Origin of the sequence: Microcoleus sp. Pol11C2 (assembly GCF_036701505.1) — a bacterium.
Classification (GTDB): Bacteria; Cyanobacteriota; Cyanobacteriia; order Cyanobacteriales; family Microcoleaceae; genus Microcoleus.
Genome location: NZ_JAUBQX010000026.1, coordinates 25,154 through 38,622, shown reverse-complemented (window position 1 = coordinate 38,622; position 13,469 = coordinate 25,154). Strand labels below are relative to the sequence as shown.

The 13,469-nt window shown below is 45.7% G+C and carries 12 protein-coding genes and 1 pseudogene; 7 read left to right on the top strand and 6 right to left on the bottom strand.

What is annotated here, in order from left to right; genetic code table 11:
* Positions 1-58 precede the first annotated feature (58 nt).
* The 6 genes and pseudogenes from QUA42_RS16300 to QUA42_RS16275 all read right to left on the bottom strand — a co-directional run bounded on the left by QUA42_RS16300 (position 59) and on the right by QUA42_RS16275 (position 5,484).
* On the bottom strand, positions 59-1,321 hold the full coding sequence (locus QUA42_RS16300) for a hypothetical protein (protein WP_333138207.1): 1,263 nt from the start codon (positions 1,319-1,321) through the stop codon (positions 59-61).
* An 86-nt stretch (positions 1,322-1,407) separates the two neighbouring features.
* On the bottom strand, positions 1,408-2,496 hold the full coding sequence (locus QUA42_RS16295) for an SPFH domain-containing protein (RefSeq protein WP_333138205.1): 1,089 nt from the start codon (positions 2,494-2,496) through the stop codon (positions 1,408-1,410).
* Positions 2,497-2,603: 107 nt separating this feature from the next.
* Positions 2,604-2,783: pseudogene (locus QUA42_RS16290) on the bottom strand (Uma2 family endonuclease); the annotation flags it as partial.
* Between the two features lie 149 nt (positions 2,784-2,932).
* Positions 2,933-3,853, bottom strand: a complete 921-nt coding sequence (locus QUA42_RS16285) for a DUF6745 domain-containing protein (protein ID WP_333138203.1) — start codon at positions 3,851-3,853, stop codon at positions 2,933-2,935.
* Between the two features lie 119 nt (positions 3,854-3,972).
* Positions 3,973-5,223: an FAD-dependent oxidoreductase gene (locus QUA42_RS16280; RefSeq protein ID WP_333138201.1), complete on the bottom strand. Its 1,251-nt coding sequence runs from the start codon at positions 5,221-5,223 to the stop codon at positions 3,973-3,975.
* 138 nt (positions 5,224-5,361) lie between these two features.
* Entirely contained in the window at positions 5,362-5,484 is a 123-nt protein-coding gene (locus tag QUA42_RS16275) for a hypothetical protein (RefSeq protein WP_333138199.1), read from the bottom strand.
* A 55-nt stretch (positions 5,485-5,539) separates the two neighbouring features.
* Here QUA42_RS16275 and dnaK point away from each other — a divergent pair, with 55 nt between their 5' ends.
* The 7 genes from dnaK to QUA42_RS16240 all read left to right on the top strand — a co-directional run bounded on the left by dnaK (position 5,540) and on the right by QUA42_RS16240 (position 13,467).
* Positions 5,540-7,672, top strand: coding sequence for a molecular chaperone DnaK (gene dnaK / locus QUA42_RS16270; RefSeq protein WP_333138197.1), 2,133 nt, complete (start codon positions 5,540-5,542; stop codon positions 7,670-7,672).
* 124 nt (positions 7,673-7,796) lie between these two features.
* Positions 7,797-8,993: a DnaJ C-terminal domain-containing protein gene (locus QUA42_RS16265; protein WP_333138195.1), complete on the top strand. Its 1,197-nt coding sequence runs from the start codon at positions 7,797-7,799 to the stop codon at positions 8,991-8,993.
* Between the two features lie 385 nt (positions 8,994-9,378).
* A complete protein-coding gene (locus QUA42_RS16260; protein WP_333138194.1) occupies positions 9,379-11,814 on the top strand; it encodes a dynamin-like GTPase family protein in 2,436 nt (811 codons plus the stop codon).
* Between the two features lie 205 nt (positions 11,815-12,019).
* Entirely contained in the window at positions 12,020-12,460 is a 441-nt protein-coding gene (locus QUA42_RS16255) for a KGK domain-containing protein (RefSeq protein WP_333138192.1), read from the top strand.
* 50 nt (positions 12,461-12,510) lie between these two features.
* A complete protein-coding gene (locus QUA42_RS16250; protein WP_015179287.1) occupies positions 12,511-12,756 on the top strand; it encodes an HNH endonuclease in 246 nt (81 codons plus the stop codon).
* A gap of 91 nt (positions 12,757-12,847) precedes the next feature.
* On the top strand, positions 12,848-13,084 hold the full coding sequence (locus QUA42_RS16245; protein WP_333138190.1) for a toxin-antitoxin (TA) system antitoxin: 237 nt from the start codon (positions 12,848-12,850) through the stop codon (positions 13,082-13,084).
* The gene (locus QUA42_RS16240) at positions 13,081-13,467 is read left to right on the top strand and encodes a type II toxin-antitoxin system VapC family toxin (protein ID WP_333138188.1); all 387 of its coding nucleotides are present in this window, start codon (positions 13,081-13,083) and stop codon (positions 13,465-13,467) included. The genes QUA42_RS16245 and QUA42_RS16240 overlap by 4 nt, the downstream gene beginning before the upstream one ends.
* Positions 13,468-13,469: the final 2 nt, after the last annotated feature.

Sequence of the window (13,469 nt, the reverse complement as noted above, 5' to 3'; positions counted from 1 at the left end):
ACTACTACACCGACGACGATGCCTCCGCGGCCTCCGGTGACTGCTCAATCCAGAATTACTAGAGTGAAGAGGGAACAGGCGCTGGCGGTAATTTTTTGTTCGGTACAGGTGCGCTAGAGGGAACTGGCGCTGGCGGTAATTTTTGGCTGGGTACAGGTAAGGAAGTTGGTTGGGGTTGGGGTTGAGGGAGACCGGGAACACGGATATATTTCCAATTACCAGTAAACAAGAGGTACATAACACCCGCAAGCACGACACCGCTAACAACAGCAGCAGTAATCTTCCAAACACTGTAGGGACGCTCGCCTTGAACTTCAGCGGTGCGTGCATTAACCATTACTTGATATCGTTGGTTTTGATAACGATAGGCACACAGCCACACAGGTAGCAAAATATGCTTAAAAGTGATAGCATTGTAATCAGTAGAAATGCTGTGAACTCGCTGCTCGTCGCCACCAATATTCCTACAAACATCGAAGTGAATAGTAGAGGCCATGACATTTTTAGCAGATTCAAATCCTTGAGTGAGAGAAACTTGCGATCGCTGCGCTTCAAACCCAGCTAAATAAGATGAATTGTAAGCGCGCAGCGACTCCTTGAGATGCCAAGGTTCCAACGCATCTAGGCGCGGGCGATCGACTGAAGTTGTAGCGGGAATCAGAATATCATCAAAAAAGCGATCGACTCTGCCAGAAGCAGGCCACCACCTGGTATGTTGTACTTGGCGAGTCTTAGTTTCAGTTTCGCCCTGCGAGTTTGTTTCTGTATAAGTTTCAGTCACGTAGTAGTGTTCTCCGCGAGAACCCTGATAGTAACTAACCGTATAAGTGTCGTAAGTCCAAAACGGCAAATAAACGCCTTGAAGTTTCTCCTGTTGCGCTAGGGATTTCAAAGCAGAAGGAGCAAACCAGCGATTGCTGAGCCACTTCTGAATGCTTTCTCTGGCCTGTTTATCAGTAACTTCAAAAGGAACAATTCCCTCTGGATGCACGCTAGGGCTAGCTTTTTCAGGTTGCGTCACAATTGGAGAAGCACAAAATGGACATTTACCCGCTACTTTCGGCGGTTCAAAAGTAACACTTGCTCCGCAATCATTGCATTTTACTTCTAAGGCTGTTGTTGATAAAGTTGCCAGCGCCGTGCGATCGAGTTGGAGATATTGTTCGTAAGAGTTCTCCTTTACCTCTTCAGCAGTTTGGGGAATTGCATCTTCCCAGCCGCAGTAAGCACACTTGAGCTTTCCTGCTTGGGGGTTGAACTCTAAATATGCCCCGCAGCTAGGACACGGAAAACGTTTAACAGCAGGTTCAGAAGTATTCATAATGGTTAATTGGTGATGTAATTGCTAATCGGTAATCGGGAAACCATACCAATTACCAATTACCAATTAACAAAATATGCAAAATTTTAGGCGGCGGCTGGCGGGGGAGGCGGCGGTACTGTCGCCAACAAAGATGCTAATTCCGGCACTTGCGATGCTAACTTCCAGCCGTCAAAACCCGCACGCCACACCATTACCTGATGTGTCAAACCATTTTGCAGAAGTTGATGCAATTCAAAAGGGCCTGATTGTTGACCGTTTTGGGCAATATACCACTGAGTTTGTATTGGCGGGGGAGGTGGCGGCGGAGTCTGCGATGCTGGCGGCTGCATCATATTTGTCATTTGCTGACCTAGTGCCATTCCCATGCCAAATTCTAATGCTTGATTGCCGCCGCTAGGGTTATTTGCTGATGCTTCTATGGCGTTAGCAGCTTGATATTGGGTATATTGCTGCATATTTCCCAGAAGTCCGATTGAGGCTCGTTTGTCGAGAGCTTCTTCAACTTCAGGCGGCATCGAGATATTTTCAATTAATAGCTGAGTTAACTCTAACCCAAACTGCTGGATACTTGGCTGTATGGCAACTCGCACCTGTTCGCCCATGTGGGTGTAGTTGGCGGCAAAGTCCAGCAGGGGAACGCGAGAACTGCCAACCCAATTGGCAAAGGCACTGACTATTGTATTGCGGAGTTGATCGGTGATTTCATCTACTTGAAATAGTCCGTCAGTGCTGATTAGTTGTTTTAAGAGTTGTTCGGGATGGGAAACTTTAATGTTGTATGTGCCAAAAGCCCGCATTCGCACTGGGCCGAGTTCTGGATCGCGGATAATTACAGGGTTAGAGGTTCCCCATCTCAGGTTGGTAAATATTTTGGTGTTAAAAAAGTAGACTTCTGCTTTAAAGGGAGAGTTGAAACCGTAGGGCCAACCTTTTAAGGTGCCCAGAACGGGTAAGTTGCGGGTGTACAGTTCGTGCATTCCCGGATTGAAGACATCGGCAACTTGACCTTCGCTGACAAAGACTGCTATTTGTCCTGGTCGTACAGTTAGTTTAGCACCTTGTTTAATTTCGTTTTGGTGGCGCTCGAATCGATAGGCAATGGTATCGCTGGTATTGTCCAACCATTCGATGATATCGACAAATTCGCCGCGAATCTTGTCAAAGAGTCCCATAGATTTATTTGGGGTTGTTGTTTGATTTTAGCTTCAAGAGGAGCGATAGGAGTTCCCGATCGCCCTTGTAAAGTTTTTACGTGCGATCGCTGGGGATGGGGGCGATCGCCTGCTGCATAGTTACCATCTGGATCAATGCTTTGGAAGACGGGAGTAATTGAATCGGTTAACAGAATGCTTTGGGGATGTTCTTGAAAGTTTTTCACAAAAGTAGCGTCGGATTCGGGTAGATGAGTGTGGTCGGGCCAGCCTGTAGGGTTGTTTTCTACATCTAAGGTGAATTTCATAGTTTTATTTGATTGCAGGTGTTTTTGAGATGGAGAGCAATCGAGCTTTTAATTTAAATTATAACTCATATAAAATGTTTAATTAGTAACTATAGCTCCGTTAGCTATTCAAGTCTGTACTGAAAATTACTCACGATCAATTCTCTGATTTACCCATTTAATCGCCTGTCATCAATTGTTTGAATTATGAATTTCTTCAAATTGGTATTATCTTCTGATAACAGCCATTCCGAGCGCCATTCGTTCGGATGGATTTTGCCGTATTGTTCCGGTAAGGTGACGCCGTGATAAGCATAGAGGCTGTATCCGTCAGCAAATTGAATGGCGGGCCCTCCTTCGGCGTGGAGGCGGTGTTGACTGTCGAAGGAGAGGATGCGGGGGCGATCGCACAAAATACAAGTATTTTCCAAAGGATAAATCCACCCGCAGTTGGCAACTAGCAACTGAAATGCTCTCCATTTAACGGTATCGCGATCGCCCTTTAATACTGAAATATAGAAATCACTTAACGCGCCGCGAGATATCGATGCAGAAAAAAATTTATTGATGTCATGATATTGGTGTCTGGCAAACCTATCGAATTTACGCCATCTTTCGTGCCATGTATAAACTCCGGTGATTTGTCTGCGAGAATCGATCGCTCTTTCTAAACTGTTAAATGCTGACCCCAGCAGCAGATTAAAATAGTCTACCAATTCTCTTAGAATATATACCTCTGTATTCAGTAGAGAAAATAAAAAATACTCCTCTTTTCTTGTCACGATTTGAGTCAGCATTTTGTAGGTCAGATTATGGCCTAAAACGGCGGTTATTTCCTGTTTAATTTTCCTCCAAGATGGAGAACTTTGGCAGGTTTCAAAAATTGGAATAAATATGTGATATAAAGCTGCACAGGGGCTATCGCAGATAACAATCTGCGGCTCTTTATAGCCGAGGGCTGCATAGGCACATCTTACTGATTGTGTGGCTTTTTTGCGGTCGATAGGCTCAGTGGAGAGTGCAATTTTCCGCCACTTTTCTCGATAAACTGGAATCAGGGCTTGTTGTTGCGGGGTCACTTGTTCGATCATCGTTTTCCTCTAAGTCGGCCAACAATATTTCTCAAGAAGTAATCCTGTCTGCACCGACGCGCGATCGTACTTTAATACTTTGCATAACTCTGGCCTCCTTAAGTTTGTGTGGTATCTGATTAATTTCGCACCCGAACCCGGTTTAATCCAAAACCAATTAATCGCGCTGGAATATTTCGCAAAATTGGTAACTGCAACAAAAGTGGCGGTGTAAACGGTCGATTGGTATCTAATGCCCCTTTAATAATTCGCTCCTGTACCAACGACTGAAATGCTTGAATGATGCGTGTGGGTAACTCGCGCTGTCGCTGCACCTCTGCCAAATCCCACAGATGCAAGTGATTGTGTTTCAGGGGGGCGCTGAGTACAGTTGCCGCCACGACAGCATCTTGAATAGCATAGTTAATTCCCACACCGCCTACGGGCGACATGACGTGAGCGGCATCCCCAATTAAGAGCAAACCGGGACGATACCAGCGGGGAAGGCGACTCGATTCAACAGACAGAAAAGAAATTTGCGACCAATCTTTTAGTTGCTCGACCCTATCTGCAAATTCTGGTGCTAATTCAGCCACAGATTTTTGCAAAGCTTCTATTCCTGATTCGCGCAATTTCTGATAGCTGCCTTTCAGAATAATGTAACCGAGTTGCCAATAATCCAAGCGGTCAATCATGACTAATAAATGACCTCCAACAGCTCGACCTCCCACGCCGAAATCTTGGACATCATGGGGACTGCGCGGCAAACGAAACCAAAGGACATCCATCGGCGGGGAAGTTTTAATCGGTTCAAAACCTGCTAATTGGCGCAGGCGGGAAAAGCGGCCGTCTGCACCGACAGTGAGGGTCGATCGCACTTCATGCCATCCCCCGCGTCCCCGGTATCGAATTCCGCACACAACCCCATTTTCTACGATCGTTTCTTGTACGTTAGCTCCCATTACTAGCTGAAAACAGGGGTAGCGCTGCGCTTGGGCAGTGAGGAATTCGAGAAACTTGACTTGGGGAAGGATAGTGATATAAGGATACTTGGTTTTAAGACAGGCTAAATCTACGAGTGTGGCGGTATTTCCCGCAGCTTGGATGGTGAGGCGGCGCATTTTTGTATGGGGCAATTCCAGCAATTTTTCTGCTAAGCCCAATTGATCCATAATTTCCATTACTGACGGATGCAGGGTATCGCCGCGAAATTCTCGATCGAAATCTTTGTGAACTTCTAGCAGCATGACTGGAATGTTTTGCCGCGCTAAAAGTAATGCTAAAACAGCACCTGCCGGCCCACCTCCGACAATGCAGCAGCTTGTATGCTGCACGTCAACGATCGAGTGTTCTTGACAGGCTTCTGAATTTTGAACAGAGTTGACAGTCATATTTTTATGTTCCTGTTCGCTCAACAATCCTGCTAGCTGCTTTTAGTTTAGCAAAAGGCAGTAGTTAATCAATTCTCAACTTTTTTTTGCTCTCTAAAGATGAACATACACGGCTTTCCCAAGTTGACACTCCTACTCCTAAAGGCGATCGCAGATCCACCAGCGGAGCGATCGCACCCAGCCAACCCCAGCCAGTTGACCAAAGTGAGGCAATCCCCCCGCAGCCCCCGCTTCTCGACGCGGTACAATAAATGCAATCATACTTAACGCTTATATTGAAAAGGCTACACACAACGCCACAGGAGACAACTGACGCATGGGTAAAGTAGTTGGCATTGACCTCGGAACAACAAACTCAGTAGTAGCCGTCATGGAAGGCGGCAAACCGGTTGTGATTGCCAATGCAGAAGGGATGCGCACAACTCCCTCGGTAGTCGCTTTCACCAAGGAAGGAGAACGCCTTGTCGGACAGATGGCGAGACGCCAGACTGTTCTCAACCCGCAAAACACGTTTTACGCCGTCAAGCGGTACATCGGACGCAAATATACCGAACTGACTCCAGAATCAAAGCGCGTCCCTTACACAACTCGCCGCGACGAAAACGGGAACATCAAAATCAAGTGTCCCCGCCTGAAAAAAGATTTTGCCCCAGAGGAAATTTCGGCGATGGTTTTGCGGAAACTGGCCGATGAAGCCAGTCGCTATCTCGGACAAGAGGTAACGGGGGCTGTAATTACTGTTCCCGCTTATTTCAACGACTCGCAGCGACAGGCGACGCGCGATGCGGGACGAATTGCAGGACTTGATGTCAAACGGATTTTAAATGAGCCGACAGCGGCTTCTTTGGCTTACGGTTTGGACAGGCGAGAAAGTCAAACTATTTTAGTGTTTGATTTGGGTGGCGGTACTTTTGATGTGTCGATTTTAGACGTGGGAGACGGAGTATTTGAAGTCAAAGCAACTAGCGGCGACACTCAATTAGGGGGCAATGATTTTGACTCCAAAATTGTGGATTGGTTGGCAGAACAATTCTTAGAAAAAGAAGGAATTGATTTGCGACGCAACCGCCAAGCTTTGCAACGCTTGATCGAAGCGGCAGAAAAAGCCAAGATTGAGCTGTCGGGAGTCGGTGTCACAGAGATTAATTTGCCGTTTATAGATGCGAACGAAGACGGACCTTTGCATCTGGAAACGCGACTAACTCGCGGTCAATTTGAGGGGCTGTGCACTGATTTGGTGCAGCGGCTGCGGCGTCCGGTGAAACAAGCTTTGGCTGATGCAAGTTTGAGTCCTTCTCGCATTGATGAAGTTGTGCTAGTTGGAGGTTCGACTCGCATTCCTTTGGTGCAGGAAGTTGTTCGCAACTTGATTGATAAAGAGCCGAATCAAAATGTGAATCCCGATGAAGTTGTGGCAGTGGGAGCAGCAATTCAGGCTGGGATTTTGGGAGGCGAGGTCCGCGATGTACTGCTGTTGGACGTGACGCCGCTGTCACTGGGTTTGGAAACTATCGGCGGGGTGATGAAAAAACTGATTCCTCGGAATACTACTATTCCCGTCAGGCGATCGGACATTTTTTCGACTGCTGAAAACAACCAAACTGTGGTAGAAATTCACGTGATCCAAGGGGAACGCGAATTAGGCAGAGATAATAAGTCTTTGGGACGGTTTAAACTAACTGGAATTCCGCCGGCGCCGCGAGGGATTCCGCAGGTGCAAGTAGCTTTTGATATTGATGCTAACGGGATGCTGTTGGTGACTGCTTTGGACAAAACTACCGGCAGGGAACAAAGCATTACTGTGCAAGGTGCTTCGACGCTGACTCAGCAGGAAGTGAATCAAATGATTCGCGATGCGGAACAGTTTGCTCAAGCTGATAAGTTGCAGCGGGAAAGGGTAGAAAAACGCAATCGCGCTGAAGCTTTAGCTTATCAAGCCGAGCGGCAGTTGCGAGAGGTGGCGCTAGATCGCGGAATGCAGTTTGCTCAAAGAAGTCGCCAGCGAATTGAAACTTTAATTCGCGAATTGCGAGACAGTTTGGAACGCAATGATGAGCGGGGAGTTGACCAAGTTGGTTCGGATTTGCAAGATGCTCTTTACGATTTGAGCCGGGAAGTTTCAGCTTTTGCTGATGATGACGATGATGATGATTTCTTTGAGTCTGTGAAGCGGACTTTTACGGGCGACGGTACCAAGCGGCGCAGCGATGATAGCAGCTATTATACCAATGCTAAACCGTACAGGCGCTCGACTGTCGATCCAATTCCCGATCGCCCCTATGATCGCACCGGCGATCGTATGGGCGATCGTATGGGCGATCGTATGAACGATCGTATGGGCGATCGTATGGGCGATCGTATGGGCGATCGTAGAAGCAGTGCTAATCGCCCCACTCGCCCTTATCAAAATCAAAGCGACGATTGGGATGATGACGACGATTGGCTCTAATTAGTGGTTAGTCATTAGTCCGTAGTCATTAGTCCCTAGTTTGAACCAGGGAAGCAGGATGACTAATGACTAATGACTAATAATTAATAACTAATGACTAATAACTAATGACTAATGACTAACTATGCAGAATTTTCGCAATTACTATCTAATTTTGGGAGTGCCCAAAGATGCCACGGCTGATGAGATAAAAAAAGCCTATCGACGGCTAGCCAGACAGTTGCACCCTGACGTAAATCCAGGTGATAAATCTGCTGAAGATAGGTTTAAGGATATTAATGAAGCTTATGATATTCTTTCCGACCTAGACAAGCGCGCTCAATACGATCAGTTTAGTAAATTCTGGAAACAAAAGGGATTTCAAGGAAAACAAGGGGTGCGACTTCCCAATTTCAAAACTTGGGGAAACAGTAAAACTACCCGCAAAAAACCGGCCGAGGATGTCGATTTTAGCGATTACTCGGATTTTAATAAATTTCTCGACCAAGTGCTCGGAAGGCGCAGGGAAGTGAGGATGGCGACAGCGAATGATACAGCGGGAGTAGCCTCCTCTGAACCGTGGAGTACGGCTTCTAAGAGAACGAGTTATGTAGCTAATTCTCGCCCACCTAGAAGGGATTTCGACGATCGCGAAATGCGACGAGAAACAGACGATCGCGAAATGCGACGAGAAACAGAAGATCGCGAAATGCGACGAGAAACAGTCGATCGAGAAATGCGACGGGAGATAGTCGATCGCGAAATCAGAAGGGATATAGCCGATCGCGAAATGCGACGGGAAATTAGGGAAACAGTCGAGCGCGAAACGAGAAGAGACATTGAGGCCAGGCTAACTCTGCCTTTGGAAAGGGCTTATTCGGGTGGTACTGAGCGAATTCGTTTGGAAGATGGGCGAGCGATCGAGGTAAATCTGCCTCCTGCTATGGTATCAGGTCAGCGGATTCGCTTGCGAAATCAAGGTATTGCCGGCGGGGATTTATATTTGAAAATCACGGTTTCTCCCCATCCATTTTTTCGATTGGAAATGTCAGATATTTGCTGCGAATTGCCACTGACTCCCAGCGAAGCGGTGTTAGGCGGAGATATTGAAGTGCCGACGCTGGATGGTTTGGTAAAGATGAAATTGCCACCGGGAGTAACGTCTGGAAAGCGGTTGCGGCTGGCTAATAAGGGCTATCCGACAGGAAAGGGCGATCGGGGCGATCAATTAGTAGAAATTCAGGTGTTAATTCCCAAAGAAATTAGCGAGCAGGAACGGGAATTATACGAAAAGTTGCGGCAGGTTGAGTCTTTTAAACCGCGTCAGGATTTATCGGTTTAATGTAGAGTAAGCAAGGCGCCTGTTTAATTTTGTAGGCGGCGCAATAATGCGCGCCTTACTACTAATTGTGTACGAAAAATTAGGAGATGCTTGGCTAAATTTTACTGACATATCACATTTAGCCACTTGGGTGTAAATAGATGATATCAAATCCGTGGGTATAGCAATTATTCATCTCTCTCTTCTCTTCCTCAGCGCCCTCTGCGGCGTCTGCGGTTTAATCATTCCGAAACAACCATAAACCATATGATTTGTCGCCAGAATAGCCGATCGCACTTTCAGCAATCCTGAATCGCATAAGTAAAATTACTGTTGTGATTATTCCTGAACTAGCAGAGAATTAACAATAAGGTAATTTTCCCACAATCAGGAGCAGTCTGCCGCCATGACTCAAATGCCCCCTCAATGCACCAGTCTGCAAGAGCAAGTTGATTCTTTAGTGCAACTGCTGCGTCAGGAATCGTCTTTGCGACAACAAGATATCACGGCGGTACAAGCTTCTCTGAAAAAGGCAATTTCTCCTGAGTTTGAAATTGTGTTTGCTGGCGCTTTCAGTGCGGGAAAATCTATGTTAATTAATGCTTTGCTGGAGCGGGAATTGCTCTACAGTGCTGAAGGACACGCGACAGGTACGGAATGTTATATCGCCTTTGCTGAGCCTGAAAAAGAGCGCGTTGTTCTCACTTTTTTGAGCGAATTTGAGATTAGCCAGCAAGCTTCTGTGCTTTGCCATCAGTTAGGTTTAACTACTGAACTTAATATTAATCAAACAGATGTAGTGTCGCTGTTGTCTCAGGGATGTAACATAATTATTCAAACGGAAGGCGGCGAAAATAAATCGGAACTAGCCAAAAAAGCTAAGGCTTTGATGCTGCTGTTAGAAGGTTTTGAGGCAAATCGCGATCGCATCCAAACTCTCGAAAACGCTACCTACTCGATGGAACAGTTTAACTTTTCCAATCTCAAGGAAGCTGCTAGTTATGCTCGTCGCGGTAGCAACAGTGCTGTACTCAAGCGAGTAGAATATTACTGTTATCATCCCTTGCTAGAAGATGGCAATATTATTATCGATACGCCGGGAATTGATGCGCCGGTGCAGCGGGATGCAGAATTGACTTATGATAAGATTGAAAGCCCGGATACTTCGGCGGTTGTCTGCGTTTTGAAAGCAGCTTCGTCAGGGGAAATGACGACGGAGGAAACCGAGTTGATGGAAAAAACACGGGGCAATCCGGGAATTCGCGATCGACTTTTTTACATTTTCAACCGCATTGACGAAACTTGGTACAACACGCAACTGCGACAGCGGTTAGAAAATCTGATTAATTCCGACTTTCGCGATACAGCGAGAGTTTACAAAACTAGCGGATTGTTGGGATTTTACGGGAGTTTGATTCGCGGGACCACAGGGCGCGATCGCTTTGGTTTAAATACAATCTTTGCCAGCAGTCAAGGGCGAGTTTCTGGAGATGATAAATTAGATTCAGAGTTTTTCGGTAATAGTGAAGAAACACCGCAATTTGTTAGCGAGTTTAACCGATACTGTGCGAATTCCGGCAAGCTATCTCCGAGCAAATTTCGCATTTCAGTTAACAGCTACGAAACACCCAATGAAAATTACGTGCGGATTCTTGCAGAACAAGGACAACCATTAATTGGTCAATTAATTCAAGATAGTGGTATCGAAGATTTTCGCACAGCCATCACCCGTTACCTCACCGAAGAAAAACGCCCGCAACTGTTCAAAAATTTAGCTGACGACTTAGAAGACTTGTGCATTCAACTACGAAAACATTACCAAACAATTCAGCGGAATTTGGACAGCCAGCCCCGCGAAATTGAAGCAATGAAGGCACAGGAACTTTTGCGGCTAAATCAAGAATTGCAGCAAGTCGGACAGGATTTTCGGGAACATATCGCCGAAGAAGTCAATGAAATGATTATGAATAAATGCGATATTTTCGATATAGACTTTCGGCAATTGCAATCTCGGATGATTCGGCGCTTGGATGAATTGTTAGACGGATTTTCTGTTGAGGCGGCTTACGGACGCACTTTGCGGAATCATCCCCGCAATGCGACAGCACCTTTAATTGCTGTTTTAGTTGAGGCACTTTACTATTTAGCGAATCAGTTGGAAGATATTTTAGTAGAGGCTACTAAGTCACTGGTTGATAATTATTTCCAGTATTTGAAAGATAGCGTTCGCAAGTCTGAATACTATCGATTACTTTATCGGTTGTTGGGGAACGACGGGGGAATTGAACAGCAGTTAGAGGAGTTATCAAAGCGGGTTTCTGATGCTTTGGTAAATGCGGCGGGCGTTGAGTGCGATCGCTACGTGCGAGAAAGTCCCCGTTTTTACGACGAAGGCACGTTTTCAATTTATCAATTCCGGGAAACATTGCAGCAAACTTCTCAAGGTTACGACTGCGAAAACATGGTGGACGCCCAACCGGCAATTCGGCAATTATTGCGGCTGGATTTTGAGCCGAAAGTATCTAGAACTATTCGGCAAACTTTCCGCCAAACTGTCAACCAAACCCTGAAAGAGCATTTGTTGCCTCTGGCCCAAAAGCAAGCTGATGATATTTTGCAGAAATACAGTCAAGCCCGCGATTATTTAGAGCAAACTTTGGCACAGGAGGCGGAGGAAAAGATTGCTGGGAATCTGCGGCGGCAAGCTGAGAATGAGCAGAAGATTCAAGAGTACGATCGGGCAGTTTCTGGGATTAATAGTTGTTTGCAAGCGATGAAGTTGCACGAGCATTTGTTGCCGGTAATCGGAGAAAATAATAGCGTTGGGGTGGATTGTGAATGATTGGAAATCAGGCGATTGGAAACCAGGCGATTGGAAATCGCAGCTACACAGACAAAACCCGCCGACGTGGGTTGAAGACATTCTTAGTCCGCGGAGGCGGACATCTTTTGTATAGCCGCCAATTCTATTCGCCGGGATTCTTGTAAAAACAGAGATGCTACTCTAAAATAGTTAGGATGACGGTTTAAAGAACTTAGAAAATAATATGAAAAATAAAGTTGACTTTCACAACTGCGGTAATGATGATGCTGTATCTTTCGGTATGACAATGCTGAAGATTGAAAAACTCAAAAAAGCAGTAAATAAACTTGTGTCTGAGTGGGACTTAGGAGAAACACTTGATGATTTATTAAGAAAACAGAACTTAAATATCGATGTACCTTGCAATCATCCCCAAAAAAATTGGTCATATGAGAACTGGTTTGGTCAAGGTATAGATTGTGAAATTCTCAGAGTCGGTGCTGATGGCTGGAAGAAAGGAAAGATGAAGATCAAACTCAATGTCACTATAGAATTTTGCCCAGACGAACCAGAAGTCGAACAAACACCAGAAAACAACGAATCAGAATCAGAAACTAGCAAACCCGAATCCCCCCTCGATGATTTGCGCCGCCAACTTCTCAATCAAGAAAAGTCACCCAGCTAATCCATCCAACATCTGCGTTCCTTCGCGTTCATCTGCGGTTAAAAATCATCATGTCGAAAACCCCCAGAATTCCCATCCCTCCAGAAGTTAGAAAATACGTATTCACTCGCAATAAATACCAGTGCCAAAGTTGCGGCCAAACCAAACTAGAAACCCAACTGACGATCGATCATATCATCCCCCTAGCGCGCGGCGGCAGCAACGACATCAGCAACTTGCAAACCCTCTGCGGCACCTGCAACCAAAAGAAAACAGACAAACTAGACCCGCGCTTCAGGCGACACTTTGACCTTTGATATTTAACAGTATAATAAAATCAGCAATTTAAGCTTGAAATTGCTAACCTCTGTTCGATAGCACTTTTAATCCCTAGTTTGGATAGCTGCAATGGTGACAAAAACAGTTGACGTGCAAGAAGCACAGACAAATTTAAAAGAGTTATTATCTCTAGCACTTAAAGGCATAGAGGTGGTTCTCACAGAAGGTGGTATTCCCCTTGTCCGTTTAGCGCCGATCGCCTCCCCAACTAAGCAGCGTACAGCGGGATTGCACGCAGGAGCGATCTGGACAAGCGACGATTTTGATGAACCATTACCAGACGAATTTTGGACAGGGAATCTATGAAATTACTGCTGGATACTCATACATTCATTTGGTGGGATAGTTCCCCCCAAAAGCTTTCACTAAAGGCTTTGGCATTGTGCCAAAACCCAGAAAATATTTTGCTTTTAAGCATGGGCAGCATTTGGGAAATGCAAATCAAGCTCCAACTGGGGAAGCTGAGTCTCAATCTGCCTTTACCAGAACTTATAGAAAGTCAGCAACAGACTAATAATATAGAAGTCTTACCTATTAATTTAACTCATCTTTTCACCTTGGATAGCCTACCCAACCATCACAAAGATCCGTTCGATCGCCTGTTAATTTCTCAAGCGATTGTAGAAGACGCTGTGCTGGTGAGTGTCGATTCCCTACTAGCGAACTATCCCGTAAAAATAGAGTGGTAAGT

Coding starts and splice junctions, on each gene's coding strand:
- QUA42_RS16245 (WP_333138190.1), top strand. CDS start 12,848: ATGGTGACAAAAACAGTTGACGTGCAAGAAGCACAGACAAATTTAAAA.
- QUA42_RS16275 (WP_333138199.1), bottom strand. CDS start 5,484: ATGATTGCATTTATTGTACCGCGTCGAGAAGCGGGGGCTGCGGGGGGA.
- QUA42_RS16300 (WP_333138207.1), bottom strand. CDS start 1,321: ATGAATACTTCTGAACCTGCTGTTAAACGTTTTCCGTGTCCTAGCTGC.
- QUA42_RS16240 (WP_333138188.1), top strand. CDS start 13,081: ATGAAATTACTGCTGGATACTCATACATTCATTTGGTGGGATAGTTCC.
- QUA42_RS16255 (WP_333138192.1), top strand. CDS start 12,020: ATGAAAAATAAAGTTGACTTTCACAACTGCGGTAATGATGATGCTGTA.
- QUA42_RS16260 (WP_333138194.1), top strand. CDS start 9,379: ATGACTCAAATGCCCCCTCAATGCACCAGTCTGCAAGAGCAAGTTGAT.
- QUA42_RS16285 (WP_333138203.1), bottom strand. CDS start 3,853: ATGATCGAACAAGTGACCCCGCAACAACAAGCCCTGATTCCAGTTTAT.
- QUA42_RS16265 (WP_333138195.1), top strand. CDS start 7,797: ATGCAGAATTTTCGCAATTACTATCTAATTTTGGGAGTGCCCAAAGAT.
- QUA42_RS16250 (WP_015179287.1), top strand. CDS start 12,511: ATGTCGAAAACCCCCAGAATTCCCATCCCTCCAGAAGTTAGAAAATAC.
- dnaK (WP_333138197.1), top strand. CDS start 5,540: ATGGGTAAAGTAGTTGGCATTGACCTCGGAACAACAAACTCAGTAGTA.
- QUA42_RS16295 (WP_333138205.1), bottom strand. CDS start 2,496: ATGGGACTCTTTGACAAGATTCGCGGCGAATTTGTCGATATCATCGAA.
- QUA42_RS16280 (WP_333138201.1), bottom strand. CDS start 5,223: ATGACTGTCAACTCTGTTCAAAATTCAGAAGCCTGTCAAGAACACTCG.